Genomic DNA, 24,377 nt, shown 5'->3' with positions numbered 1-24,377 from the left:
GATGAGCGGAGAAAGCGCGGTAGCGCCGGGCCACGCCCGGCGGACTTCCCCAACAACCGGCGTGCTGCCTGAGATCGCAGCACGCGCCGAGGCCGCCATCGCGATCCGCCATGACCTGCATCGGCACCCTGAGCTGGCCTTCGAGGAGCATCGCACCAGCGCCCGCGTGGCCGAACTGCTGCAGCAGTGGGGTTATGAGGTGACCACCGGGCTCGGTGGCACCGGCGTGGTCGGCACGCTGCAGCGCGGGCAGGGCAGCCGTCGCCTCGGCCTGCGCGCCGACATCGACGCACTGCCGATCCATGAGGACTCCGGCCTGGCCTATGCCAGCCAGACCGAGGGCCTGATGCATGCCTGCGGTCATGATGGCCACACCGCCATCCTGCTGTCTGCCGCGCATTACCTGGCCCACCACGGACGGATCGATGGGACCCTGCAGCTGGTATTCCAGCCGGCCGAGGAAACCGGCTCGGGTGCATCGAAGATGATTGCCGACGGCCTGTTCGAGCGCTTCCCGGTGGATGCGATCTATGGCCTGCACAACTGGCCGGGCGTGCCGGTGGGCCACTTCGGTTTCGTCGATGGCCCGGCGATGGCGTCGGTGGATTGGGCACGGCTGAAGGTGATCGGCAAGGGTGGCCATGGCGCCGAGCCACAGGGCAGCGTCGATCCGATCCTGGTGGCGGCGCACATCATCACCGCGCTGCAGAGCGTGGTGTCGCGCAATGTCGATCCGCGGCAGATGGGCGTGGTCACCGTCGGTTCGATCCACGGCGGGCAGGCCGCCAATGTGATTCCAGACGTGGTCGAGCTGAAGCTGACCGTGCGCGCCTATCTACCGGAGGTGCGCGATACCCTGCGGCGCCGGGTCACCGAGATTGCCGAGCAGACCGCCGCCGCGTTTGGTGCGCGCGCCGAGATCGAATTCCCGCGCGGCTTCCCCAGCGTGATCAATCACCCGCAGCAGACCGCCTACATCCGCGAGGTGGCGGTGCAGGGCTTCGGTGCCGAACAGGTGGTGCCCGAATTCGCGCCACGCACCGCCAGCGAGGATTTCGCCTTCCTGCTGCAGGCGCGGCCCGGCAGCTTCGTGTTCGTGGGTAACGGTGACAGCGCCCCGCTGCACAGCCCGCGCTATGTGTTCAACGATGCGGCCATCGCACCCGCCGCCAGCCTGTGGGCGCGGCTGGCCGAAGACTATCTGGTGAAGGACGCGACATGAGCAGCAACGAACGCTTCCTCTATACCTCGGTGGATGATCCGCTGGCGCGGCCTTTGTTCGATGGCCTGGAGCAGGAGTACGACAGCCGCTACGCCGACGTGCGCCGCCGCATCGGCGGCAGCGCACGCGAGGAGCTGCAGCGCTATCCGGCGCAGGCCTTCGCCGCACCGGTAGGGGCGTTCGTGCTGCTGCTGCGTGATGGCGCTGCCATCTCGGGTGGCGCCTTCATGCCGCATCGTGATCCGGATACCGCCGAGTTCAAGCGTATCTGGACGCTGCCTGGGCTGCGCCGCCAGGGCATCGCGCGGCGCGTGCTGCAGGAGCTGGAAGACCAGGCGGCACGCCAGGGCTATCGGCGGGTGTTCCTGACCACCGGCTTCCGCCAGCCCGAGGCGGTCGGCCTGTACCTGAGCCATGGCTACACCGCGCTGTTCGATCTGGACGCGGATCCGGAAACCATCGCGCACCTCCCGTTCGAGAAGCTTCTTGGGCAACCGACGCCAGTGCTTTCGCCGTCCCAGACAGTGCTGCACGGAGCCCACGCATGAGTACGCCGTCGTCTGCGCTTGAGGGGATCACTGCGCGACCTGCGCCAGCGCCCGCGTTGAAGATCGTGCCGGCGCGCCATCCGCTGCAGGTGGTTGGCACTGTGCTGGCACTTGCGCTGATCCTGATCGGCCTTCAATCGGTGTTGGGCAATCCGCGTTGGGGCTGGGGCACCTTTGCCGAATGGTTCTTCGCACGCCCAGTGCTCGAGGGCCTGGGCCGCACGCTGCTGCTGACCGCGCTTGGCACCGGACTTGGTTTCGCATTGGGTACTTTGCTGGCGTTGGCCCGTGTGTCCGGCTCGCCGCTGCTGTCGGCGGTGTCGTGGGGCTACGTGTGGCTGTTCCGCTCGATCCCGCTGCTGGTGCTGTTGTTGCTGCTGAACAACCTGGGCTACCTGTACAGCACCATCGAGCTGGGCGTGCCGTTCACCGGCATCAGCCTGTTCTCGTACCCGACCACGCAACTGATCGGCGTGTTCACGGCAGCAGTACTGGGCCTGACCTTGAACCAGGCCGCGTTCTCGGCCGAGGTGATTCGCGGCGGCATTCTCTCGGTCGACCATGGGCAGTACGAGGCGGCCGCCGCGCTTGGCCTGCCGCGTGGCCGCCAGGTGCGCCGCATCATCCTGCCGCAGGCGATGCGTTCGATCCTGCCGGCGGCGTTCAACGATGTGATCGGCTTGGCCAAGAGCACCTCGGTGGTCTACGTGCTGGCGCTGCCGGAGCTGTTCTACACCGTGCAGGTGATCTATCGGCGCAACCTGGAAGTGGTGCCGCTGCTGATGGTGGCCACGGTCTGGTACCTGGTGATCCTGACCGTGTTGTCGCTGCTGCAGCGGCGCGTGGAACAGCGCTTCGCGCGCGGCCAGCTGCAGCGCGAGCGCTCGGTGTCGCGGGTGTCGTCACCGGTGCGGACATCCAGTGATGCTGCGCCGCGCGTGGCCAACCGCCCGCGCATCGCCACCCAGGTGGAAGCGGGCGAGGGTGCGGCGGTATCGCTGCATGGCGTGGGCAAGGTGTTCGGCGAGCAGCCGGTGCTGGAAGACGTGAACCTGGACCTGCGCGCTGGCAGCGTGACGGTACTGATCGGCCCGTCCGGTGCCGGGAAATCCACGCTGCTGCGGTTGATCAACCACCTGGAACGCGCGGACAGTGGTTACGTGACTGTCGGCGGCCAGCTGATCGGTTACCGCCGCGACGGTGACACCCTGTACGAACTGCCCGAGCGTGAGATCCGCCGTCGGCGTGCCGAGGTGGGCATGGTGTTCCAGGGCTTCAACCTGTTCCCGCACCTGACCGCGCTGGAGAACATCATCGAGGCGCCGATCGCCGTGCGCGGCGTACCGCGCGCGCAGGCCGAAGAGCAGGCGCGCACGCTGCTGGAGCGGGTCGGCCTGGCCGACAAGGCCGATGCCTTCCCACGCCAGCTGTCGGGCGGCCAGCAACAGCGCATCGCGATCGCCCGTGCCCTGGCGCTGCAGCCGAAGGTGCTGTTGTTCGACGAACCCACCTCGGCGCTGGACCCGGAACTGGTGGCGGAAGTGCTCAGTGTGATCGAAGAGTTGGCCCGCTCCGGCACCACGCTGGTGATCGTCACCCATGAGCTGAGCTTCGCCCGCCGAGTGGCCGACCACGTGGTGATGATGGACCAGGGCCGGGTGATCGAGCAGGGCACGCCCGAGGCGTTATTCGAGCGCCCGCGCCACCAACGCACGGCCGACTTCCTGGCCAAGACCCTGTAACCCTCAAGGAATGCCATGAGCCCTGCAGCACCCCGTCGTCCCTCACGCAGTACCTTGTTGATCACCGGCGTGCTGGTCATCGGCATCGCCGGCATCGTCTACTCGCGCGTGCGCCAGGCCCCGGAGGCTGCGGCGGTGGCCGCGAGCAGCCTGGCCGGAGCGAACAGCACGGTGCTGAAGGGCACGCCCGATCCCAAGGCGCAGGCCTTGATTCCCGCGGGCTACCGCTTCGTCACGCCGGGGGCGTTTACGGTGGCGACCCATCCGGGACAGTTGCCATTGGCCGATTACGGCGCCGACAGCAAGGACGTGGTCGGCATCGAGCCCGACATCGCGCGCCTGATCGCCGATGCGCTGGGCCTGAAGCTGGTGATCGTGCCGGTGGCATGGGCCGATTGGCCGCTGGGGCTGGAGTCGGGCAAGTACGATGCAGTGCTGTCGAACGTGACGGTCACTGAAGAGCGCAAGAAGAAGTTCGATTTCTCCAGCTATCGCTACGACCTGCTGGGCATCTACACGCGCACGGATGGGCCGATCCAGAAGATCGAGAAGCCGGCGGACGTGGCGGGGCTGAAGGTGGTGGTGGGTGCCAGCACGAACCAGGACCAGATCCTGCGCCAGTGGGACCAGCAGAACATCGCCGCGGGCCTGAAAGCGGTGGAGTACCAGTACTTCGACGACGCGGTGGTCGGCCGTTTGGCGGTGATCACCGGCCGCGCCGATGTCTCGTTCGAGCCCAATGCCACCGGCGCGTACTCGGCACGCGATGGCAAGGTTCGGCGCGTGGGCCTGTTCCCCGGTGGCTGGCCGAACGCCGCGGCGATCTCGGTGACCACGCGCAAGGGCAGTGGCCTGGCCGAGGCGGTGACGCAGGCGCTGAACACCCAGATCGGCAGCGGCACCTATGCGCAGGCGCTGAAGCGCTGGAATGTGGCCGAGGAAGCGGTGCCGCAGTCGCAGACCAATCCACCGGGGTTGCCGACGCTGCAGTGACGCCGGGCGTGGCCCGGCGCTACCTCCGCTTCTGTAGAGCCGAGCCATGCTCGGCTGCTCTACCAACGCGCCTCCAGCGTCTTGAAGGGCTTCGCCAACCGCACACCCTCGGCATCGAAGTCGGAAACGCTACGTCCATCCACACGCACCGTTTTCGGCATCGTGCGCGCCGGCCACCAGACCTTCACCGCCGTCCCGTTGCGCAGCCCCTCGCCAAGCGCCACCGTCAGCACGCCGTCGCGCTGCCGCGCCTGCATCTGCAACGTGCCATACGCGGTCGGCAGGCGTTCCACCGCCAAGCCATCGCCCGCCACCCACGACGGCGGCGTGCCTGGCAGCAGCGACAGCGCATCATCGTCTTCGCGCATCAGCATGCCGAACAGCGTGCGGCCGTACTCGGCGCCGATCCAGGTATGGGGCATATCGCCGAGATAGCGCGGGAACCGCAGCCGCGAATGCACCACTTCGCCCAGCACCTGCCACTCAAGCGGGCGCCGATCGTGCAGAAGCCCCTGCAGCAGCTCGTCGGCCACCTGTGGCTGGCCAAGGTGCACGTAGCTCAGCACGTTGCGGATCTCGTATGGCGTGTAGGCGTACAGCGCGCCGGGCTGGCTGCGCTTGCGCACGTCATCGAGATAGCGGGCGAAGGTGGTGCGCAGCGCTTCGGCGGGCAGCACGCTCTGTGCGCCGGTCGGATCCAGCGCGATCGATACCCCGGTGGGATCGCCATCGCCCAGGTCGGCCGAGGAGGGAATGAAGTCGATGCCCTTCCACGCCATCGTCGCCCGGATCGAGGCGTGCAGCGCGTCGTAAAGCAGTTTGTACTGTTCCCGTGCCCACATCGCAGTCTCGTGGTCGCCCAGCGATTCAGCCAGCCACGCGCCGTCGTGCCAGCCCTTCAGTCCCCAGTAGTCATCCCAGTAGCTGTGGGTGGGCGAGGGATAGCCCTCGTGGCTGATCGATGGCGCAAGAATGCCGGCGAAGCGCTCCGGCGCTGGCTGGTCGGCCATGTAGCCGGGCACCAGCGTGCGCTCGCGCAGTTCCTGCAGAAAACGCAGCGCCGCCTTCACTTTCGGCAGATAGGCACGCACCGACCCGGGCCCGCCGTCGAGGCGCGCGACATCGGCCACCAGCGCGACGTACTGGCCCTGGCTGTCGTACTCGATGTCCGAGCCGAAGCCGGTATTGACGCTGCCATCGTCGTTGAGGATGGGCGAGACCAGGCCGTTGGCATGCACTCCGTGTTTGCTGTACCAGGCCAGGTAGTCACGCGCTACGCGGGCTTCGCCCATGCGCAGCAGCACCGCCGAGGTGGCCATGCCGTCGCGGATGAAGGAACGGTTGTAGTTGCGCGGGCCAGGCTGCATGGCTGGGCCGGTCTGGTTGATCAGCATGTAGGCGGCCTGCGCGCGCAGCATGTCCACCAGTGAGGGATCGGGCAGGCGCAGGCCGACCTGGCCCAGCCGTGCCTGCCAGTCCGCAGAGGCCTGTGTGGCCAGGGTGTCGAATGCCGTGTTGGCGTCGCGCGGCAGCGAGGCCAGATCGAGCGGTGGTGCCTCGGGCAGCACACCCTTGGTATCGGCGGCGGCAGTACCCAGCGGGAAGGCAACCACGACGGCATCACTGGCACCCGGATCCAGCGAGATACGGTAGTCCATAGCGGCGGCGGCAAGACCCTGCTCATCGCGTGCCTGCTGGGTGGAAGGCAGCTTCCCAACGGCGAGGGCCGAGGTGATTTCCGTGGCCCCCTCCTTGCCGAAGGGCGCCGCACCAGACGCCCATACCGGCGTGAGCGAATACAACAACGTGCGGCCATTGATGCGCACGGCCTGACGGTCTACAGCAACGTCGCGGATCGGCGACAGGCCACCGTTCTGCCACGGCGGATTCATCTGCATCGGGCGCACGACCAGGCTGAGCGTGCCTTCGATCCTGGCGCTGCCCGTGTTGTGCAGGCGATGCCGCAACAACGTTACCGGCTGGCCATCACGTTCGATGGCGAACACTTCGCTGCGCAGTTCCAGCCCAGGCTGCGGCGACCAGGTGGCGGAGGGCATCGGCTTCCAGCCATCACGCAAAGCATGCTGCACGTTCTGCCCGGCGGCACCTGCAGTGCTCCCACTGGCGCTGCGCCAGATCGGCTGCACCAGCGGCGCGCCCTTGAACGCTTCCAGGTTGCCGTACTCGTCGAAGATCGATTTCTGTCGCCCGGCATGCACCCCAACAGCGGTCCAGTAGGTCTGCTGCATCTGCAGCGAGGCCGGGAACAACGCGCGTTGCGCACCGCTGGCGGCAATCTGGTACTGCTTCATCGGCGTCATCACCGCCTTCGGCCCGAGCAGGCGCAGGCGTGCCACCGTTGGTGCAGGACCCTCCACGCTCAGGCGGAATGCACGCACGGATTGCGCGGTATCGGCGGCGAGCCAGCTCTGCTTGTGATCTGCCGCCTGCGCATCGTGGGCCAGTTCCTGCCAGCGGCCTTGGGCGTCCTGTGCCTGCAGGCGGGCCGCACCGCGCGCGCCGTCGGCCCATTCCACTGCCAGGCCAGCCGTGGATTGCGTGCGCGGCAGCGTGATGTCGAGCGTGTGGCTGCCACCTTTCCCGGTCGGCAAGGCGACCGGACTGCCGCCTTGCCAGAGTGCGGCTGCCTGCGTCGCATCGACACCGCCGATGCGCGCGCTGAGTGTGCTGTCCAGTGGCTCCATCTCGAAGATCGACACGCCCCAGTCGGAGGTGCGCCGTGGACTGGCCAGCCGCAGGTAGCGTGCCTGGCGTGGTGCGAAGTACAGCGTTTCAACGTCGCCCAGCGAATCGGCCATGGTGTACGCGGTCTGCCACTGCGTGCCATCCAGCGAGGTCTGCAGTGAATAGCCTTCCGGATTGGAGACATCCCAGGTGAGGCGCGCGCCGGCCAGCAGGGTGGGCGCGCCCAGGTCGATCTGGAACCAGTGGCCGGGGCTGAAGGCGCCGCCGGTGACGGTCTTCGGGTCGCCGTCGATCAGGTGGCTGATCGCCATCGCCGGCACCTGCTGGGAGGAACTGCTGGCCTGCCATTGACTGCGGGGGGGAAGGGTCTGTGCCTGTGCGGCAGCGGCGAGGGCGGCCAACAGCAGGGTGGCGGCAGATTGCCACGGGAAGGCTGAGCGGGAGACCTTGGAGCGTTCGGCGCGCAACGTCATTACGGACAGCCTCGCAGGTTCGACCGGTATCGGGCGAGCGCTACGCTAGCAAGGTATGTAATCGGTTACATGACGCGCTGCAATAGGTTGCGGATGATCCCCGGTCGCCTCCTTCGTGGGCTTGAGTCACGATTCATCGATGGGACTGACGCATGTGGCTCTGGACGCCTGCCGGCTAGGTCATACGCTGATTGATAGCGACCTCAGGTCTGAAATGGATTGATGATGGAATTCAGCTTCACGCTGATGTATCGGGTGCCCGATACCGGAGAAGATCTCAGTGCATTTGAGCGATGTCTTGCAGAGTCGGGATGTGACGATGCATTGCTGGGCAGCGGTTTGCCGGGCATCTTGGCGTTGCGATTCTGGCGAGAGGGAACGGCCGCAAACGATGTCGCGCGTGACACATGCGCGCAGGTCCAGAAGGCGCTCCCGGAAGCCGAGTTGATAGCGGTGCATTCTGATGTCAGCAATGCTGCCAGCGTCTCTACCTGCAGTTTCGCCAGAGCTGAGCCTGCTTGACTTCCACTGAACACGTTTCAGAAGCAGCCGAGCATGGCTCGGCTCTACAGGGCCTTGGGATACATGACGCCCCGTCACGCCGGTTACAACTCCACCGTCTCCCACCAGCGCGTACCCGCCTGCGGCGCCTGCATGTCCAGTGCTTCGCCCATCATCGGCGTAGCCACCGGCACGTTCTTCGCGGCCGCCAATGCGGTGATGCGCTCGAACGGCTGCTGCCACGCGTGCAGGGCCAGGTCGAAGGTGCCGTTGTGGATCGGCAGCAGCCACTTGCCGCGCAGGTCCAGGTGCGCCTGCAGGGTCTGTTCCGGCTGCATGTGCACGAACGCCCATCGCGGGTCGTACGCACCGGTTTCGATCATGGTCAGATCGAACGGGCCATACTTTTCGCCGATGGCCTTGAAGCCGTCGAAGTAGCCGGTGTCGCCGCTGAAGAAGATGCGGAAGTCGCCGTCCTGGATCACCCACGACGCCCACAGGCTGCGGTCGCTGTCGCCCAGCCCGCGGCCGGAAAAATGCTGGCCCGGGGTGGCGGTCAGGCGCAGGCCGTTGGCTTCGGTGGATTGCCACCAGTCCAGCTGTTCGACCTTGGCGGCGTCCACGCCCCAGGCGATCAGCTGGTCACCCACGCCGAGCGGTGCGATGAAGCGCGCGGTCTTGCCGGCCAACTGCATCACGGCGGCGTGGTCGAGGTGGTCGTAGTGGTTGTGCGAGAGGATCACGCCGGCAATCGGCGGCAGCTCGTCGATGCTGATCGGCGGCGCATGGAAGCGGGCCGGTCCCATCCACTGGACCGGCGAGGCGCGCTCGGAAAACACCGGGTCGGTCAGCCAGTACTGGCCGCGAAGCTTCAACAGGATCGTGGAATGGCCGATGCGGAACAGGCTGCGGTCCGGCGCAGCGTCCAGCGTGGCACGGTCCAGCGGCTGCACCGGGATCGGATGATTGGGCACGGTGCCCTTGGGCTTGTTGAACAGGAAGGTCCACCAGATCTCCAGGCCGTCGCGCAGGCCCATTGCCGGCTTCGGCAGGGCGTTGCGGAACTTGCCGTCGCGGTACTGCGGCGAGTCGGGGAAGTCGGGGAGGGACCAGGACTTGCAGAAGGTGTAGGCGGTCACGGCGAGGATTCCAAGCAGGAGGACAAGGAGCAGGCGCTTCATGGGTGACGTCCGCTGAGTACACTGCACAGTGTAGTTTCCGTTTTTTGAAAAGTACACTGACGGGTGTAAAATGTCGGTGTCCGTTCAGCTATCCGGTTTCCGCCATGCCCCGTGCCCCGCAACGCCTGACCGACCGCAAACGCGAAGCCATCGTGCGCGCGGCGGTGGAGGAGTTCCGTGCCTCGGGCTACGAGGCGACCAGCATGGACCGCATCGCCGAGGTGGCCGGGGTCTCCAAGCGCACCGTCTACAACCACTTCCCGAGCAAGGAAGCGCTGTTCTCGATGATCCTGGAGGAGCTGTGGGAACGCAGCGTAGCCAGTGATACGTTGCCGTACCGGCCTGACCAGACGCTGCAGGCGCAGCTGCTGCAGTTGGTAGGGCAGAAGCTGGAACTGCTCAGCGATGCCAACTTCATCGATCTGGCGCGGGTGGCGATGGCCGAGATCATCCATTCGCCGGAGCGCGCGCAGGCCATCGTCTGTCGCATGGGCGAGAAGGAAAGCGGCGAGAGTGCCTGGATCCGCGCGGCCATCGCCGATGGCCGGCTGCGCGAGGTTGATCCGGAATTTGCTGGCCACCAGCTGCACGGCCTGGTGAAGAGCTTCGCGTTCTGGCCGCAGGTGACGATGGGGCAGGCGCCGTTGAATGCGCATGAGCGTGCACGCGTGGCCGAGTCGGCGGTGGCGATGTTCCTGGGCTTCTACGCAGTCTAGTTGGCGGCGAAACGGCGGAACTCGTCGGCCGGCAGCGCTGCCGAGTACAGATAGCCCTGGCCGACATCCACGCCAAGTGCACGTAGTTGTTGTTCCTGCGCCAGGGTCTCGGTGCCCTCGGCCACGACAACCGCACCGCAGCGGTGCGCGACTTCGACGATGAAGCGCACGATCGACTGCGACTTGGCGTCGGACAGCGTGGCGATCAGCGCCTGTTCGATCTTGACCTCGGCAATGGCCAGCTGCGAAAGCAGGATCAGGGTTGAATAGCCGGCGCCGAAATCATCCAGCGACAAGGTGACCTCGGCCGCCAGCAACTGCGCGATGTTGGCATCGACCACGTCGCGCTCGACGATCTCGGTCCATTCGACAATCTCCAGGCGCAGCATCTCACCAGGCACATCGTGCAGCTGCAGCAGTTCCTGCAGGCGCTGGCCAAAGCCGGGCTGGCGCAGGGACTCGGCGGAAACGTTGACGGCAGCGGTCAACGCTGTGGCATCACGCCGGCACTGCTGCAGGAAATGGATGGCCGACTGCAGCGTGGCCCATTCCAGTTCGGCCAACCGCCCATGCCGACGCAGCAGGGAGATCACGCGCATCGGTGCGATCATCCTGCCCTCGGTATCGCGCATGCGCAGCAGTGCTTCGGCGCCGACCAGCCGGCGATCCTGCAGGCGATGCTTGGGCTGGTAGCACAGCGGCGCATCCCCCTGCTGCAACCAGCGTTCGAGTGAGCTCTCGATCAGGGCGTCGATCTCGCTGTCGCGCTGGATCGGGTCATCAAAGAACACCACGCCCGATTCGATCGCGCTGAGCGCCAGGGTGATCGCGCGGAACGGCAGGTGGCCGTCGTCTTCAGGGGTTGGGGGCTTGAGCTCCACCACCGCGCAGCGGAACAACGGGCGGAAGCCCGGCCAGTCACGGCCGACCCGGTCAGCCAGGTTGCTGGCCAGCTCGGTGATCTGTGGTTGCGTGCGCAGTTCGGGCAGGGTCAGGTCGCGTACCAGGATCGCCAGCGCGGCGTCGCCGAACTGATGGATCTCCAGCTGTCCGGTCGGCAGCGCGGGCAGCAACCGATGCACCTCGTCGGTGGTGTCGCGCTGCCACAGGCCGTTGTCCTGCAGAGGACCATAGCGCAGGCGCAGATCGCGCAGGTTGCCCATCTCGGCCACGATCAGGCAGGCCTTGCCGATGCCGTCGTTGTCGCGCCAGAAGTGCTGCAGGCGTTCGCCGAGCGCGCGCATGTTGGGCAGGCCACTGATCGGATCGATACGCAGCCAGGCCTGTTCGCGTTGGCGCTGCGCGTCGATCTGCGCATCGTTGTAGACCAGTGCGAACACCGCGCCCAGCATCAGCAGTGACAGCGGCAGCGCCAGCAGGCGCTGGATCGCCAGCTCTTCCACCGGCAGCAGATCGGCGCCGATGATCGCCACGCCCAGGGCCAGGCCGAACGCGGTGACGGCGATACGTACGCCCCAGGCCTGCAGGATCATGCGCAGCGAGAGTTCATTGAGCATGCGCGGGTGCAGGCGCCTGCGCAGCCAGACGCCTGCCAACATCTGCAGTGCGGCCTCCAGGCCAGCAGGCAGGAAGTACAGCGTGCCTGCGAACTGGTAGCGGGCCAGCAGGCTGGCGCCGAGGCAGGCCAGGCCGCCGCGCCAGCCGCCAAGCAGGCCACTGACCAGCAGGATGTCGAAGCCCAGATGGAGCTTGACCACCCCTTGCGTATAGCGGGCCACGAACCACGAGTTGAACAGGTAGATCAGGCCCAGCGCTACGCCTACGTACAGGCGGCGGCCTTCAATGGCGTGGCCGGCGCGACGGGTGGCGATCAGCAGCACGCCGATCATGCCGATCACCGCCGTGGCCTGCAGCAGGTACAGCGGCAGGCTGGGCAGGGCGCTGTCCAGGACCTGAGCCGCAACCCGTGAAAGCGCATCCATAGCAGGTTCCCGCCTGTGACCGACGGCCAGTGAGGAGCAGGGTAAACCACGTCCGCCTGTGCGGCCACCGCGAGTGCGCTGCGCTGCCCCTGGGGTCAGTAGCGCGGGTCGGCGATGGCGGGCAGTACCAGTTCACGTACGAAGCCGGACGGCGACAGCTGCAGCAGCGCACGCACCATGGTCACCACGTCGTGCACCGGCACCAGTTCGCCATCGCCGCGCGCTGCCGCCGCTGCCACGGGAACCGACAGTGCATCGTCGGTATTGAGATAACCCAGCTGCAGGCTGGTCACCGCCAGGCGTCGATCACGGAAGCCTTCGCGCAATGCGTCGGCGATGCCGTTGAGTGCGAATTTCGAAGCGCCGAACGCCACTTCCGGGCGGCCGCTGCGTGGCAGGGCCGAGGTTGAGCCGGTCAGCACCAGTTGCGGGCGCGATGCCTGCAGCACGCGAGGCAGCAGGCGGCGCAGCAGCATCAGGGTGGCGGTGACGTTGACGTCGATCAGCTGTGCGAGGGCACTGTCGGATTCATCGAGGAAGGCGTAATCGTCGCTGAAGGCGTTCGCTTCCCAGATGCCCAGATTGTGGATCAGCACGTCGATATCGGCTGGTGCCTGCGTCGCGATATGGTCGGCGGCCAGGGTTGGTTGGGCCAGGTCGGCTTCGATCCACTGTAGGGTGACGCCCGCAGGGCATTGGATGTCGCGCGGGCGACTGCGGGAGACGCCGACAACGGTATCGCCGGGTTGGCACAGGCCTTCAACGAATGCCCGCCCCAGGCCCCTGCTGGCGCCGATGACCATCAACTTCATGCTGCTTCCTTGTCGTTGGGAGTTGCAGCGGCCGCTGCTGCCTGTACGGGGCCGGCTACTGTGGACGGCGCGCGGCAATTCGTCCATTGCGTGCGCGTCGGCGTACTCATTCCGTTCAGCACGGTGCCACGCCAGGCGCACCTTTGCAGGGATGGGCGCGAACCGGCAGGGTGCGCGACAATCGGCAGTGCCATCCACCTGCCTGGGTCGTTGAATGCACATGGACGAAAACGAAGCGGTCCCCTGCGGGATGCAGCTGCCGCAGGCATGGCAGGAAATGCTGACCGACGCATACATCGAACGGCAGTCGATCGGTGTGTCGCGTGCCGACGTCGCCCGCGTCCATCGATCGGGCCAGGCGGATGCCTTCCTGAAATCGGAAGTGATCGATGCCTTCAGTGAACTGGGTGATGAGATCGCCCGGCTGCGTTGGCTGCAGGCGCAGGGGCAGTCGGCGCCGACGGTGATTGCCACGACCGAGGAGGGCGGTCGGCGCTGGTTGTTGATGAGCGCGCTGCCCGGCCGCGACCTGGCCTCCTCGCCGGAGCTCGCGCCGAGGCAGGTGGCAGAACTGCTGGCTGACGCACTGCGTGGCCTGCATGCCGTGCCTGTAGCCAACTGCCCGTTCGACCAGCGGTTGGCATCGCGCCTGCAGGCCGCACAGGCACGCGTCGAGGCGGGGCTGGTCGATGCCGATGACTTCGACGACGAGCGGCTGGGCCAGAGCCCGCAGCAGGTTTTCGCCGAGCTGCGCGCTACCCGGCCCGCTCATGAAGACCTGGTGGTCAGTCATGGCGATGCCTGCCTGCCCAACCTGATGGTGGCCGATGGGCGGTTCACCGGCTTCATCGATTGTGGCCGGTTGGGCGTGGCCGACCGCTATCAGGACCTGGCCCTGGCCGCGCGCAGCCTGGTCCACAATTCCGGTGAGACCCGCTGTGTCGCCACGCTGTTCCGGCGCTACGGTGCGGTCCCTGATGAGCGGCGGCTTGCATTCTATCGGTTGCTTGACGAGTTCTTCTGAGACCGCGCACGGCTGGCGATGGCTGCGCAGATCAGGCCACCCACCACGCTCAGGTGTTCCAGCGCGAAGAACAGGGCCAGTTGCTGTTCTGCACCTTGCTTGGCCCAGAAGGTGTGCACGATGACGATGGTCAACAGCATGAACACCGCAAGTGCGCCGCTGCCCAGCCACAGCAGGCGATCGAGCAGCAGGCACAGTGAGCCGCCCAGCAGCACCATGGCGCTGGCGATGTTGAACAGCGCAGGTGGGTGCAGCCCGGCCGCCTGCATCTCGGCGACGCTGTTGTCCCACGCCATCAGTTTGGCCAGGCCCGAGGACAGGAACACCACGGCCAACAGCAGGCGGGCGAGGAACCACAGCGCGCGGCTGTCGAGCAGGGTGGAGATCATCCGTGGCATGCAGCAGCTCCGGGTTGAGCGTTGGGCAGGGCGGGCAGCATCGGGCCTCAACAGCGGTTGAGGTCAAGGCTGCCTGAACGAAGCCCGGTGGTGGCCGGGCTACCCTCTTCAAAACGGACGAACGTTCGTTCACTATTTGTGGCATGAGCAGAATCGACCGCAATGAGCAGCGCATGATCCTGATCCTGCAGGCGGCACTGCAGTGCTTCCTCGCAAAGGGATTTCACCAGACCAGCATGCGTGACATCGCGCAGGCGGCCGGCGTCAGCCTGGGCAATCTCTACAACCACTTTCCGGGCAAGGAAGCGATCATCCTCGCAGTGGCGGTGGCCGAGAGCGAAGAACTGGCACCGTTGCTGCAGCGACTGGTCGCGTCCAATGGCGAGCGTGCACAGGTACTGGTTTTCCTTCAGGACTTCCACGCACTGTGCCGCCAGCCGGAATGGGCGGCGCTTGCCGTCGAAGTGCTGGCCGAGAGCGCACGCAATCCGGCCGTGGCCGAGGCATTTGCGGCCAATCGCAGGCAATTGCAGGCGACGCTGGCCGAAGCCCTGCAGCAGGTGGCTCAGCGCGAGCGGCGGCGTCCCGTGCTGGCAGCGGCACTGCAGGCGCAGGTGCTGCTGGATGCCATCGAAAGCGATGCACTACGTCGGGGGCTGGGCGAAGCCGATGGCACCGATGGGGCATCGCTGGATCTTGGCCTGCTCGCGCGGCTGCTCGGGGCACGCGCATGAGCGCCGATGACCGGCGCTTGCACGGCCTGGATCTGGCCCGCTATCTGGCGCTGGCCGGCATGGTGCTGGTCAACTTCCGCCTGGCGATGGCCTTGCCGGCAGAGGGTGAGGGTTGGTTGGCAGGATTCTTCCATCTGCTGGAAGGCAAGGCGTCGGCGACCTTCGTCACCCTGGCCGGTCTTGGCCTGGTGCTGGCTACGCAGCGGCAGCAATGGTGGCCAGCCAGCGTGCAGACCTGGCGGCGCGCGCTGTTCCTGCTGGTGCTGGGCCTGCTCAATCTGACCGTGTTCCCCGCCGACATCCTGCATTACTACGCGGTGTACTTCGCGCTGGCCGTGGTGTGGCTGCGCGCCTCCCCGCAGGTATTGCTGGCCAGCATTGTTGGCCTTGCCGCCTGTTCGTTCTGGGCGCTGCTGCACTGGGACTACAGCCAGGGATGGAACTGGCAGACGCTGGAGTACGCCGGCCTCTGGCAATGGCCAGGTGCCGCGCGCAACCTGCTGTTCAATGGCTTCCATCCGCTGCTGCCCTGGCTGTGCTTCTTCCTGCTGGGCATGTTGCTGGCGCGGCTGCAGTTGTCGCAACCGCGGGTGCAGCGTGCACTGCTGGTGCTGGGCGTGCTGTTGATCGGTGCCGGCCAGGGCGTGCAGCATCTTGCGCAGGGAACGCCATGGCAGGCGTGGCTGGGTACGCAACCGATGCCGCCGGGCCCCGCCTACGTGCTTACCGGTGCGGGCGCGGCCTGCAGTGTCATCGCCGCCTGCCTGTGGCTGGCACGGGTACATCCGGGCGACTGGCTGGAGCCGTTCACGGCGGCAGGGCGCATGACCCTCACGCTCTATGTCGGCCACATCCTGCTGGGCATGGGAACACTGGAAAGCCTTGGCCTGCTTGATGGGCGTGCTTCGCTTGCGTCGGTGCTGTTGTGGGCGCTGTTGTTCCTGATGCTGGCGACAGGCGCGGCGTGGCTGTGGTCGTGGCGGTTCGCACGCGGTCCGCTGGAAGCGATGATGCGGCGCATCGCGGGCTAGTCCTTTGGTCGCGCCGAGGTGATGTTGTGACGGACATGTCTGTGTCGCGGCGATCGCATCTGCGATAGTGGCGGCAGGTATTACTTTCCGCTTGCATCCATGTCATTCGCTTCGGCGCAGCATCTCGGCGAAGTCCTGCAACAATCCTATGGCATTACCGCCACCGCCGTGGTGCCGCGCCCGGTGGGCGCCGACGCCAATGCCAGCGTGTATCGTGTGGACGCGCGCCACGGGCAATGGTGGCTGAAATGCCGCACGTACCAGGTTGATCCGGCGGTATGGGACAGCCTGCACTGGCTGCGCGGTACGCTGGGCATCGATGAAATCGTTGCCCCGTGGCCGGCGTTGACCGGTGGCGCGTCGGTGCAGCGTTGGGGATTGCAGTTCACCCTGTTCCCTTACATCGAAGGCCAGTCCGGGTTCGAGGCGGCGTTGAGCCATGGGCAGTGGCGGCGCCTGGGCGAGGTGCTGCGGCGCCTGCACGCGTCTCAGCTGCCGACCGAACTGCAGGGTGCGCTTCCGACCACGCGGCTGGAAACTGCGGCACTTGAGACCGTTGGGCAGTGGCTGGCCGGCGAGGGCCTTGCGGCTGCAAAGGATGGACTGGGCCGTGCATTCGTTTCCGTATGGGACCGGCAGCATGCGCGCATCACCGCGCTGCACGCGCAGGCACTGCAGCTGCACGCGGCATTGCAGGAGGTTCCGGTTGACCTGCACCTGTGTCATACCGATCTGCATGCCGGCAATCTGCTGATGGGCAATGACGGTGGCCTGCACCTGATCGATTGGGACGGCCTGTCGCTGGCCCCGCGTGAGCGTGACCTGATGTTCATCGGTGCCGCGGTTGGCGGGCGCTGGGGGCGTGAGAATCCGCTGGGCTTCGAGGAGGGCTATGGCAGCGACCGCGGCGACCCGCGCTGGATCGCGTGGTACCGGCACTGGCGCATCCTGCAGGACCTGATCGAGTTCCAGCAGGTGTTGCTGGGCAGCGATGGAGAGGAGCGTTCGCCTCCATTGCGGCGGCAGTCGCTGCACTATCTGGGCGAACAGTTCGCGCCGGGCAATGTGTTCGATGCTGCGGAGCGTGCGTATCGCGCGCTGGCGTAGGTTCCGGGCCGTTGCCAGGATCGCCCCGGGTTGCCAGGATCGCCCGGGTAGAGTCGACTGTTAGTCGACTGCTCTTCGAATGAACCAGCAATGCCCGCGCTGCGCGCGATAGTCGACTAACAGTCGACTCTACCCGCAGCCTGTCCGTGCACGACCCATGGGTTGTCCATGCAGGTGGTTTTCATTCTGCGGGCTTGGCCGCTGCCGAGGCCGCCGCACTTGCGGCACGCCGCGACAACACCGCTTCGCGGTGGGCGATGTAGGCGTTCGCGGCGAGGATGATGCTGGCGCCGATGAGCGTCCAGCGATCCACGCTTTCGTTGAACAACAGCCAGCCGAAGAGTGTTACCAGCGGCAGCTGCAGGAAGCTGATCGGGGTCAGTGCCGAGACTTCACCGAGCCGCAGTGCCCGCGTCCACAGCAGCTGGCCGATAGTGCCGAGTACGCCGGTGGCCAGCAGCCACAGCCAGGCGATGCCGGTCGGCCAGACCCAGACGAACAGGGCCGGCACCAGCGACAGGGGTACCCAGAACACGTAGGTGTAGAGCACCACGGTGTCGGCGCTGTCGACGCGGGTCAGCTGCTTGATCTGGATCGCCACCAATGAGCTGAGCACGGCGGCAGCCACCGCCACCAAGCTGCCCGCGGTGAAGCCCGCGGTACCGGGCCGCACGATCACCAGCACGCCGATGAAGCCGACCACGACCGCACCCCAGCGCCGCACGCGCACGGTTTCCCCCAACCACAGCACGGCGGCAATCGTGACGAACAGCGGCGTGGAATACGACAGCGAAACCGCCTGCGCCAAAGGCAGGTGGCCCAGCGCCCAGAACGCGCACAGCATCGAACCGAGGCCGATCGCACTGCGCACGAAATAGCGCGGCAGCTGCTGGGTCTTCAGCGGCGCATGGCCCGGGCGCAACAGCATCGGCAACAGGGCCAGCAGGCCGAAGGCGTTGCGGAAGAACGCTACTTCCTGGGTCGGCACGTAGCGCGTGGTATAGCGGATCGCCACCGCCATCAGGCCGAACGCCATCGTACTGCCGAGCATCAGCAGCGCCGCCCGCATCGGAGTGGCGCCTGTGGAAAGGGCGGGGGTGTTCACCACTGGGCGCCGAGCAGGCGGGGCTCCGGTTCGATCGGCACGCCGAACTTCTCCAGCACCGAGGCCGAGATGCGGCGTGCCAGTGCCAGCAGTTCAGCGCCGCTGGCGTTGCCATGGTTGACCAGCACCAGCGCGTGGCTGGCGGCCACGCCGGCATCGCCTTCGCGGAAACCCTTCCAGCCGCAGGACTCGATCATCCAGGCCGCCGAAACCTTGCGCTTGCCGTCCTGGTCGGACGGGAACACCGGCTGGTCGGGGAAGTGCTGCAGCAGCACGTCAACCTGTTCCAGCGGCAGCACCGGGTTCTTGAAGAAGCTGCCGGCATTGCCCAGCACGTCCGGGTCGGGCAGCTTGCGGCGGCGGATCGCGATCACCGCATTGGCTACGTCCACCGCACCCGGCAGTTCCACGCCCTGTGCCTGCAGTTCCTCGCGGATGCCGGCGTAGTCCATGCGCAGGTCATGCAGCAATGGCAGCTTCAGCTCGATGGCAGTGATCAGGTAACGGTCCACCTGCTGCTTGAACACGCTGTCGCGGTAGGCGAAGCCACACTGTTCGTTGTCCAGCCGCACCCAGGCCTGTTCCTGGCAGTCCCAGGCCTCGACGGCCTGGATGAATTCGCCGACCTGCGCGCCATAGGCACCGATGTTCTGGATCGGCGCGGCACCGGCGGTGCCGGGAATCAGGGCCAGGTTTTCCAGGCCGGACAGGCCTTCCTGCAGCGACCACATCACCAGGCCATGCCAGGGCACACCGGCGCCGGCGCGGATCACCGCATGGTCGGCGCGGTGTTCAAGGAAACTGATGTCGCGGTTGCCGAACACCAGCACGGTGCCGGGCAGGTCTTCGGCGATCAGTACGTTGCTGCCGCTGCCCAGCACCAGCAGTGGGCCGTTGGCGACTTCGGGCAGCGCCAGCACTTCCGGCAGCAGGGCAGCGTCGTGCAGTTCCAGCAGCCGTGCCGCGCTGGCCTGCACATGGAAGGTGTTCAGTGCCTGCAGGGGCGCATTGCGGGTGAGCGTCCAGCGCAGCGGTGCGGCTGCATCGGTGGTGTCCATGGGCGCGCTCACAGCGGCGCCACCGCGCCGCGGCTCGGCGCCTCGCGGCGGCGACGGATCGCCTCCACGCATTCGGAGACCAGGGCGGGGCCACGGAAGATCAGGCCGCTGTAGCACTGCACCAGCGCGGCGCCGGCGGCCATCTTGGCCACGGCATCGGCACCGGACAGGATGCCGCCGACACCGATCAGCGGTACCGATTCGGGCAGGCGCGAACGCAGGCGGCGCAGCACCAGCGTGGACTGCTCCAGCACCGGCGCGCCGGACAGGCCACCGGCCTCGTTGGCCAGCGGATCGCCGGCCACCTTGCTGTGGTCGATGGTGGTGTTGGTGGCGATCACGCCGTCCACCTGCAGTTCGCCCAGCACGCGCGCGGCGGCATCGATGTCGCGTTCACTGAGGTCCGGCGCCACCTTCACCAGCATCGGCACGCGGCGACCGTGCTGCGCAGCCAGGGCTTCCTGGCGGTCACGCAGCTGGCTGACCAGCTGGCGCAGTGCGGTCTCTTCCTGCAGCTCACGCAGGCCGGCGGTGTTGGGCGAGGAGATGTTGACCGTGATGTAGTCGGCCAGCGGATACACCTTGTCCAGGCAGGCGATGTAATCGTCCACGGCCTGTTCGTTGGGGGTGTCCTTGTTCTTGCCGATGTTGATGCCGAGCAGGCCGCGACGGTTGCGCGCGCGTTCGACATTGCGCACCAGCGCATCCACGCCCGCGTTGTTGAAGCCCATGCGGTTGATGATCGCGTTGTGCTCCGGCAGGCGGAACAGGCGCGGCTGCGGGTTGCCGGCCTGCGGGCGCGGGGTGATGGTGCCGATTTCGACGAAGCCGAAGCCCAGCGCGAACAGCGCATCGATATGCTCGCCGTTCTTGTCCAGGCCAGCAGCGAGGCCGACCGGATTGGGGAACGTCAGCCCGAACACGGTGCTCGGCATCGGCGCGATGCGGGCGGCCAGCAGCGGCGTGGTGCCGGTGCGGTAGGCCAGGTCCAGTGCGGACAGGCCGAGGCCGTGGGCGCGCTCGGCGTCGAGCGAGAACAGGAAGGGGCGGGCAAGCGAATACATGCGTCGGTTCAGTCCAGCGTGCCGAGGAAGGCTCGGGTTCGATATTCAAAAGCAACCTGGCCGTCGACCGCGTGGGCGGCGAACAGGTCCTGCAGAGCGGCGATCATCGGCGCATGGCGCGGGTGACCGGGTTGGGGGGCATAGGAGGAGGACAGCAGGCGCCCTTGCAGGGCATCCAGATCCAGGTACTGCACGTTCGGCAGCTGCACCATGCCGCGCAGCCCGGCGCCGAACCAGGCCTGCATGGTGGCGTCGTCCTGGTAGCGCTCGGCCACGGCGGTGTAGTCGGTGCCGTAGTCCAGCAGCAGCTGTTCGTAGCCGACCAGGAACGGGCTGGCATCGAGCAGGCGCGAGTTCCAGTAGATCAGTGCCTGGCCACCCGGGCGCAGGATGCGCTGCCACTCGGCGCGCACCGCTACGGTATCGAACCAGTGGAAGGCCTGCGCGACGCTGACCAGGTCAACGCTGGCATCGTCCAGGCCGGTGGCCTCGGCGCGGCCGTCGATAGCGCTGAATCGTGGGTACTGCGGTGCCAGCCACTGCTCGGACGCAGCGCGCATGGCGGCGTTCGGTTCCACCGCAATGACCGGATGGCCGGTGGCCAGGAACAGGCGGCTGGAAATGCCGGTGCCGGCGCCGATGTCGGCGACCACGGCCTCGTGGCCCACGCCCATGGGGCCATGCAGCCACTCCAGCAGGGCGGGCGGGTAGTCGGGCCGGTAGCGGACGTAATCGGCGACGCGACTGCTGAAGCGTTCAGTGCTGTCGGAAACGGTCATGGCGATCAGTTCGACATCGCGGCGAGCCAGGCCAGGCCGCCGAAGAACAGGATGAAGACCAGGATGGCGGCGACTACCGCGCCGACCATCACCCAGCCCAGCACAAGACCGGTGACGGCAAGGCCATCGCCTTCCAGTTCCTGCGGGCGGCGGCGGATCTCGGCGCGGGCCATGTGGCCGGTGACGATGGCCACGATGCTGGCCACGAAGGGCAGGACGGTCCAGCTGGCGATGCCCATGACCAGGCTGACTACAGCCAGGGCGCTTGTCTGTCGGGGTGCCACGCTCATCGGGGTCCTCCTTGGCAGTGTGCACATGATAGTGCCTCTGCCCGGGCAATCCCATGGGCAGCGCCCTGTAGAGCCGAGCCCATGCTCGGCTGGACCCTGGACAATGCAGTGTCGACCGCGCCTCGCGCGCTAGCCGAGCGTGGGCTCGGCTCTACAGATTCAGCCCATCAACACCTGGCCGCCGTCCACATTGAGCACATGGCCGGTGATCCAACGCGCCAGCGGCGAGCACAGGAACAGGGCCGCGTCGGCAATCTCGCGCGGATGGCCGAAGCGGCCGAACGGGATCTTCGCCACGGTGCCGTGGTACAGCGCGGGGTCTTCGGTGCGGCGGCGATCCCACAGGCCATCGTCGAATTCGATGGAACCGGGTGCGATGGCGTTGACCCGGATCCGGTCCTTGGCCAGCGCCAGTGCCTGCGAGGTGGTGTAGTGCGACAGCGCGGCCTTGGCGGCGGCGTAGGGTGCGCCGCCGGGGCGTGGCTGCTGTGCGGCGATCGAGGACAGGTTGAGGATGCAGGCATCGCTGGATGCGCGCAGCCAGGGCAGTGCCAGGCGCGAGGCCCGCACCGCCGCCATCAGATCGATCTGCAGGCTGGCGGCCCAGCCATCTTCGTCATCGGCCATGCCGTAGCCGGTGGCGTTGTTGACCAGCACATCGATGCCGCCGAGTGCGTTGGCGGCAGCGTCCAGCCACACCTGGATCTGGCCAATGTCGGCCAGATCGGTGGCAAACGTGTGCAGCGACGTGCCTTGGGCATGGGCGTCGGCCTGCAGGGCGTCCAGCCCGGCCTGTCCGCGGGCGCAGGCCGATACCTGCGCACCGGCAGCAGCGAATGCCAGCGCCATTTCACGGCCAATGCCCTTGCTGCCGCCGGCGATCAGCACGCGGCGGCCGGTGAAATCAATCACCGGCTTGCGACCTTGTAGAGCCGAGCCATGCTCGGCTGCATTTCCAACGGTGTTCATGGCGCATCCTGCCGAGCATGACCTGGCACTACAGAAGGCATCACAGATCGAACTTGATGCCCTGGGCCAGCGGCAGCGAGTCCGAATAGTTGATGGTGTTGGTCTGGCGGCGCATGTAGACCTTCCACGCATCCGAACCCGACTCGCGGCCACCGCCGGTGTCCTTTTCGCCACCGAACGCGCCGCCGATTTCCGCACCGGACGTGCCGATGTTGATGTTGGCGATGCCGCAGTCGCTACCGGCCGCCGACAGGAACTTCTCGGCGGTCTTCAGGTTCTGGGTGAAGATCGAGGACGACAGGCCCTGCGGCACGCCGTTCTGCATGTCGATGGCTTCGTCGATGCTGTCGTACGGCATCACGTACAGGATCGGTGCGAAGGTCTCGTGCTGGACCACGGCGTCACTGTTCTTCAGACCGGAGACGATGGCCGGCAGAACGAAGTTGCCCGCGCGGTCGATGCGGGTGCCGCCGGTTTCGATGGTGCCGCCAGCGGCCTTGGCCTGGGCGATGGCATCGAGGAACTGCTGCACGGCACCGTCGCTGTTCAGCGGGCCCATCAGGTTGGCGGCATCGGTCGGATCGCCGATCTTGCCTTCGACCTGCTTGTAGGCCTTGACCAGGGTGGCCAGCACGTCGGCGTAGATCGAGCGGTGCACGATCAGGCGGCGGGTGGTGGTGCAGCGCTGGCCGGCGGTGCCGACGGCGCCGAACACGATGCCCGGAACGGCCAGCTTCAGGTCGGCGGTTTCGTCCAGGATGATGGCGTTGTTGCCGCCCAGTTCCAGCAGGCAGCGGCCGAGGCGGCGCGCGACCTTCTCGTTGACGGTGCGGCCGACCTGGGTCGAGCCGGTGAAGCTGATCAGCGGCACGCGACGGTCATCGACCATCTTTTCCGACAGCGCGGTACCAGCGTCGTTGATCAGGAAGAAGATGTCCGGGAAGCCGGCTTCGCGCAGGGCATCGTTGCAGATCTTCAGCGAGGCGATGGCGGTCAGCGGGGTCTTGTTCGACGGCTTCCAGATGCACACGTCGCCACAGATGGCGGCCAGGAACGAATTCCAGCTCCACACCGCAACCGGGAAGTTGAAGGCCGAGATGATGCCGACCAGGCCCAGCGGGTGGTACTGCTCGTACATGCGGTGGCCGGGGCGCTCGGAATGCATGGTGTAGCCGTACAGCATGCGGCTCTGTCCCACGGCGAAATCGGCGATGTCGATCATCTCCTGCACTTCGCCATCGCCTTCCGGCTTGCTCTTGCCCATTTCCAGGGCGACCAGCGAGCCCAGCGCATCCTTGTGCTTGCGCAGCGCTTCGCCGCACAGGCGCACGGCTTCACCGCGACGCGGCGCCGGCGTGGTGCGCCAGACCTTGAAGGCTTCCTGGGCGCGGGCGACGACAGTCTCGTACTCGGCCTCGGTGGTCGCGCGGACCTGCGCGATCGGCTCGCCGGTGGTCGGGTTGACCGGGGTGATCAGCTCACCGCTGGTCGCGCTCGACCACTCCCCGTTGCCCAGGTACGTGCCAGCGTTGATCGCGTCCAGGCCAAGGGACTTGAGCAGCTCGGAAGACATGCAGACTCCTGTGTTTCGTTACGTTGTTTGGTGCCATCGCGGGCAGGTGGGGGACGCGATGAACTGAATCGCCGATGGTAGCAGAGCGGTCTGCCCGGGCATGGTGCAACGCGCCAGCGGAAGCGGGTGGAACGTGAATGCTTGGAGGGTGGGGTAGGTTGCCTGTAAACTTCACGGCTGCATGGCCCCGTAGCTCAGCTGGATAGAGCGTCCCCCTCCTAAGGGGAAGGTCGCCCGTTCGAATCGGGCCGGGGTCACCAGAATCAATGGCTTAGGTTCGCGCGCTTGGCCAGAGGTTGCTGTTAATTGCCATCAAGTGGACCTCATCTGGCACAGATGGCACAGCAGCTTCCCGACTAACGTGAGCGGAGTTCAGTGGCCGAGCATTCTTTGGGGGGAGGTTGCTAC

General features: G+C 66.7%; 22 protein-coding genes and 1 tRNA gene. 11 read left to right on the top strand and 12 right to left on the bottom strand.

Features of this window, described 5'->3' with window-relative positions:
* Nucleotide 1: 1 nt before the first annotated feature.
* From ACZK0Z_RS13365 to ACZK0Z_RS13350, 4 genes are read left to right on the top strand one after another with little or no spacing between them, the layout of a single operon-like run.
* Entirely contained in the window at nt 2-1,222 is a 1,221-nt protein-coding gene (locus ACZK0Z_RS13365; protein ID WP_197632279.1) for an amidohydrolase, read from the top strand.
* Nucleotides 1,219-1,770, top strand: coding sequence for a GNAT family N-acetyltransferase (locus ACZK0Z_RS13360; RefSeq protein WP_197632278.1), 552 nt, complete (start codon nt 1,219-1,221; stop codon nt 1,768-1,770). The genes ACZK0Z_RS13365 and ACZK0Z_RS13360 overlap by 4 nt, the downstream gene beginning before the upstream one ends.
* Entirely contained in the window at nt 1,767-3,512 is a 1,746-nt protein-coding gene (locus ACZK0Z_RS13355) for an amino acid ABC transporter permease/ATP-binding protein (RefSeq protein WP_197632277.1), read from the top strand. The genes ACZK0Z_RS13360 and ACZK0Z_RS13355 overlap by 4 nt, the downstream gene beginning before the upstream one ends.
* 15 nt (nt 3,513-3,527) lie before the next feature.
* Nucleotides 3,528-4,505: a transporter substrate-binding domain-containing protein gene (locus ACZK0Z_RS13350; RefSeq protein ID WP_197632276.1), complete on the top strand. Its 978-nt coding sequence runs from the start codon at nt 3,528-3,530 to the stop codon at nt 4,503-4,505.
* A gap of 59 nt (nt 4,506-4,564) precedes the next feature.
* Here the strand turns inward: ACZK0Z_RS13350 and ACZK0Z_RS13345 are convergent, their stop codons facing one another.
* Nucleotides 4,565-7,684 (bottom strand): galactose-binding domain-containing protein, encoded by a 3,120-nt coding sequence (locus ACZK0Z_RS13345; protein ID WP_197632275.1) that lies wholly within the window; start codon nt 7,682-7,684, stop codon nt 4,565-4,567.
* Nucleotides 7,685-7,909: 225 nt separating this feature from the next.
* Between ACZK0Z_RS13345 and ACZK0Z_RS13340 the strand changes: the two genes are divergently transcribed.
* Nucleotides 7,910-8,206 (top strand): hypothetical protein, encoded by a 297-nt coding sequence (locus ACZK0Z_RS13340; RefSeq protein ID WP_197632274.1) that lies wholly within the window; start codon nt 7,910-7,912, stop codon nt 8,204-8,206.
* A gap of 83 nt (nt 8,207-8,289) precedes the next feature.
* Here ACZK0Z_RS13340 and ACZK0Z_RS13335 read toward each other — a convergent pair whose 3' ends face one another.
* Nucleotides 8,290-9,366: an MBL fold metallo-hydrolase gene (locus tag ACZK0Z_RS13335; RefSeq protein WP_197619562.1), complete on the bottom strand. Its 1,077-nt coding sequence runs from the start codon at nt 9,364-9,366 to the stop codon at nt 8,290-8,292.
* A gap of 104 nt (nt 9,367-9,470) precedes the next feature.
* Between ACZK0Z_RS13335 and ACZK0Z_RS13330 the strand changes: the two genes are divergently transcribed.
* Nucleotides 9,471-10,082: a TetR/AcrR family transcriptional regulator gene (locus tag ACZK0Z_RS13330; protein WP_049430713.1), complete on the top strand. Its 612-nt coding sequence runs from the start codon at nt 9,471-9,473 to the stop codon at nt 10,080-10,082.
* Here ACZK0Z_RS13330 and ACZK0Z_RS13325 read toward each other — a convergent pair.
* Both ACZK0Z_RS13325 and ACZK0Z_RS13320 read right to left on the bottom strand, forming a co-directional pair.
* Entirely contained in the window at nt 10,079-12,025 is a 1,947-nt protein-coding gene (locus ACZK0Z_RS13325) for an EAL domain-containing protein (protein WP_197632273.1), read from the bottom strand. The two genes, ACZK0Z_RS13330 and ACZK0Z_RS13325, sit on opposite strands and share 4 nt — an antisense overlap.
* Nucleotides 12,026-12,120: 95 nt before the next feature.
* Nucleotides 12,121-12,837: an SDR family NAD(P)-dependent oxidoreductase gene (locus tag ACZK0Z_RS13320; protein WP_197619566.1), complete on the bottom strand. Its 717-nt coding sequence runs from the start codon at nt 12,835-12,837 to the stop codon at nt 12,121-12,123.
* A 220-nt stretch (nt 12,838-13,057) separates the two neighbouring features.
* On the opposite strand from ACZK0Z_RS13320, the gene ACZK0Z_RS13315 reads away from it, so the two are divergent.
* Nucleotides 13,058-13,861, top strand: a complete 804-nt coding sequence (locus ACZK0Z_RS13315) for an APH(3')-II family aminoglycoside O-phosphotransferase (protein ID WP_049430707.1) — start codon at nt 13,058-13,060, stop codon at nt 13,859-13,861.
* On the opposite strand, the gene ACZK0Z_RS13310 is transcribed toward ACZK0Z_RS13315, so the two are convergent.
* A complete protein-coding gene (locus tag ACZK0Z_RS13310) occupies nt 13,834-14,259 on the bottom strand; it encodes a DoxX family protein (RefSeq protein ID WP_049430705.1) in 426 nt (141 codons plus the stop codon). The two genes, ACZK0Z_RS13315 and ACZK0Z_RS13310, sit on opposite strands and share 28 nt — an antisense overlap.
* 143 nt (nt 14,260-14,402) lie before the next feature.
* Here ACZK0Z_RS13310 and ACZK0Z_RS13305 point away from each other — a divergent pair, with 143 nt between their 5' ends.
* The 3 genes from ACZK0Z_RS13305 (at nt 14,403) to ACZK0Z_RS13295 (ending at nt 17,131) form a co-directional block, all read left to right on the top strand.
* On the top strand, nt 14,403-14,993 hold the full coding sequence (locus tag ACZK0Z_RS13305) for a TetR/AcrR family transcriptional regulator (RefSeq protein ID WP_049430703.1): 591 nt from the start codon (nt 14,403-14,405) through the stop codon (nt 14,991-14,993).
* Nucleotides 14,990-16,024, top strand: a complete 1,035-nt coding sequence (locus ACZK0Z_RS13300; RefSeq protein ID WP_197619570.1) for a DUF418 domain-containing protein — start codon at nt 14,990-14,992, stop codon at nt 16,022-16,024. Before ACZK0Z_RS13305 ends, ACZK0Z_RS13300 begins: the two co-directional genes overlap by 4 nt.
* Nucleotides 16,025-16,123: 99 nt before the next feature.
* Complete coding sequence (locus ACZK0Z_RS13295; protein WP_100443601.1) at nt 16,124-17,131, top strand: aminoglycoside phosphotransferase family protein; 1,008 nt, start codon at nt 16,124-16,126, stop codon at nt 17,129-17,131.
* Between the two features lie 181 nt (nt 17,132-17,312).
* On the opposite strand, the gene ACZK0Z_RS13290 is transcribed toward ACZK0Z_RS13295, so the two are convergent.
* From ACZK0Z_RS13290 to amaB, 7 genes are all read right to left on the bottom strand, one after another.
* Nucleotides 17,313-18,200 (bottom strand): EamA family transporter, encoded by an 888-nt coding sequence (locus ACZK0Z_RS13290; RefSeq protein WP_197632301.1) that lies wholly within the window; start codon nt 18,198-18,200, stop codon nt 17,313-17,315.
* A gap of 32 nt (nt 18,201-18,232) precedes the next feature.
* Complete coding sequence (gene murB, locus ACZK0Z_RS13285; protein ID WP_197632272.1) at nt 18,233-19,294, bottom strand: UDP-N-acetylmuramate dehydrogenase; 1,062 nt, start codon at nt 19,292-19,294, stop codon at nt 18,233-18,235.
* Nucleotides 19,295-19,302: 8 nt separating this feature from the next.
* The gene (locus ACZK0Z_RS13280; protein ID WP_099552874.1) at nt 19,303-20,358 is read right to left on the bottom strand and encodes a quinone-dependent dihydroorotate dehydrogenase; all 1,056 of its coding nucleotides are present in this window, start codon (nt 20,356-20,358) and stop codon (nt 19,303-19,305) included.
* Between the two features lie 8 nt (nt 20,359-20,366).
* Complete coding sequence (locus ACZK0Z_RS13275; RefSeq protein WP_049431035.1) at nt 20,367-21,137, bottom strand: class I SAM-dependent methyltransferase; 771 nt, start codon at nt 21,135-21,137, stop codon at nt 20,367-20,369.
* Nucleotides 21,138-21,142: 5 nt separating this feature from the next.
* The gene (locus ACZK0Z_RS13270) at nt 21,143-21,427 is read right to left on the bottom strand and encodes a DUF4190 domain-containing protein (RefSeq protein ID WP_049431031.1); all 285 of its coding nucleotides are present in this window, start codon (nt 21,425-21,427) and stop codon (nt 21,143-21,145) included.
* 159 nt (nt 21,428-21,586) lie between these two features.
* Nucleotides 21,587-22,396 carry an SDR family NAD(P)-dependent oxidoreductase gene (locus ACZK0Z_RS13265; protein WP_049431028.1) on the bottom strand — a complete coding sequence of 270 codons (810 nt, stop codon included), beginning with the start codon at nt 22,394-22,396 and terminating at the stop codon, nt 21,587-21,589.
* Between the two features lie 40 nt (nt 22,397-22,436).
* Complete coding sequence (amaB, locus tag ACZK0Z_RS13260) at nt 22,437-23,969, bottom strand: L-piperidine-6-carboxylate dehydrogenase (RefSeq protein WP_049398541.1); 1,533 nt, start codon at nt 23,967-23,969, stop codon at nt 22,437-22,439.
* Nucleotides 23,970-24,152: 183 nt separating this feature from the next.
* On the opposite strand from amaB, the gene ACZK0Z_RS13255 reads away from it, so the two are divergent.
* A tRNA-Arg gene (locus ACZK0Z_RS13255) sits at nt 24,153-24,229 on the top strand.
* Nucleotides 24,230-24,377: the final 148 nt, after the last annotated feature.

The organism is Stenotrophomonas sp. 116085_Sma (assembly GCF_056479585.1).
Note: the sequence above shows the minus strand (reverse complement) of the source record. Positions and strands in the feature narration are given on the sequence as shown.

What these genes read in the sequence shown, in the direction of transcription:
- ACZK0Z_RS13330 (WP_049430713.1), top strand. Translation starts at nt 9,471, where the DNA reads ATGCCCCGTGCCCCGCAACGCCTGACCGACCGCAAACGCGAAGCCATC.
- ACZK0Z_RS13345 (WP_197632275.1), bottom strand. Translation starts at nt 7,684, where the DNA reads ATGACGTTGCGCGCCGAACGCTCCAAGGTCTCCCGCTCAGCCTTCCCG.
- ACZK0Z_RS13365 (WP_197632279.1), top strand. Translation starts at nt 2, where the DNA reads ATGAGCGGAGAAAGCGCGGTAGCGCCGGGCCACGCCCGGCGGACTTCC.
- ACZK0Z_RS13290 (WP_197632301.1), bottom strand. Translation starts at nt 18,200, where the DNA reads ATGCGGGCGGCGCTGCTGATGCTCGGCAGTACGATGGCGTTCGGCCTG.
- ACZK0Z_RS13355 (WP_197632277.1), top strand. Translation starts at nt 1,767, where the DNA reads ATGAGTACGCCGTCGTCTGCGCTTGAGGGGATCACTGCGCGACCTGCG.
- ACZK0Z_RS13280 (WP_099552874.1), bottom strand. Translation starts at nt 20,358, where the DNA reads ATGTATTCGCTTGCCCGCCCCTTCCTGTTCTCGCTCGACGCCGAGCGC.
- ACZK0Z_RS13270 (WP_049431031.1), bottom strand. Translation starts at nt 21,427, where the DNA reads ATGAGCGTGGCACCCCGACAGACAAGCGCCCTGGCTGTAGTCAGCCTG.
- ACZK0Z_RS13295 (WP_100443601.1), top strand. Translation starts at nt 16,124, where the DNA reads ATGTCATTCGCTTCGGCGCAGCATCTCGGCGAAGTCCTGCAACAATCC.
- ACZK0Z_RS13315 (WP_049430707.1), top strand. Translation starts at nt 13,058, where the DNA reads ATGGACGAAAACGAAGCGGTCCCCTGCGGGATGCAGCTGCCGCAGGCA.
- ACZK0Z_RS13325 (WP_197632273.1), bottom strand. Translation starts at nt 12,025, where the DNA reads ATGGATGCGCTTTCACGGGTTGCGGCTCAGGTCCTGGACAGCGCCCTG.
- ACZK0Z_RS13340 (WP_197632274.1), top strand. Translation starts at nt 7,910, where the DNA reads ATGGAATTCAGCTTCACGCTGATGTATCGGGTGCCCGATACCGGAGAA.
- ACZK0Z_RS13265 (WP_049431028.1), bottom strand. Translation starts at nt 22,396, where the DNA reads ATGAACACCGTTGGAAATGCAGCCGAGCATGGCTCGGCTCTACAAGGT.
- ACZK0Z_RS13335 (WP_197619562.1), bottom strand. Translation starts at nt 9,366, where the DNA reads ATGAAGCGCCTGCTCCTTGTCCTCCTGCTTGGAATCCTCGCCGTGACC.
- amaB (WP_049398541.1), bottom strand. Translation starts at nt 23,969, where the DNA reads ATGTCTTCCGAGCTGCTCAAGTCCCTTGGCCTGGACGCGATCAACGCT.
- ACZK0Z_RS13350 (WP_197632276.1), top strand. Translation starts at nt 3,528, where the DNA reads ATGAGCCCTGCAGCACCCCGTCGTCCCTCACGCAGTACCTTGTTGATC.
- ACZK0Z_RS13305 (WP_049430703.1), top strand. Translation starts at nt 14,403, where the DNA reads ATGAGCAGAATCGACCGCAATGAGCAGCGCATGATCCTGATCCTGCAG.
- ACZK0Z_RS13275 (WP_049431035.1), bottom strand. Translation starts at nt 21,137, where the DNA reads ATGACCGTTTCCGACAGCACTGAACGCTTCAGCAGTCGCGTCGCCGAT.
- murB (WP_197632272.1), bottom strand. Translation starts at nt 19,294, where the DNA reads ATGGACACCACCGATGCAGCCGCACCGCTGCGCTGGACGCTCACCCGC.
- ACZK0Z_RS13360 (WP_197632278.1), top strand. Translation starts at nt 1,219, where the DNA reads ATGAGCAGCAACGAACGCTTCCTCTATACCTCGGTGGATGATCCGCTG.
- ACZK0Z_RS13320 (WP_197619566.1), bottom strand. Translation starts at nt 12,837, where the DNA reads ATGAAGTTGATGGTCATCGGCGCCAGCAGGGGCCTGGGGCGGGCATTC.
- ACZK0Z_RS13300 (WP_197619570.1), top strand. Translation starts at nt 14,990, where the DNA reads ATGAGCGCCGATGACCGGCGCTTGCACGGCCTGGATCTGGCCCGCTAT.
- ACZK0Z_RS13310 (WP_049430705.1), bottom strand. Translation starts at nt 14,259, where the DNA reads ATGCCACGGATGATCTCCACCCTGCTCGACAGCCGCGCGCTGTGGTTC.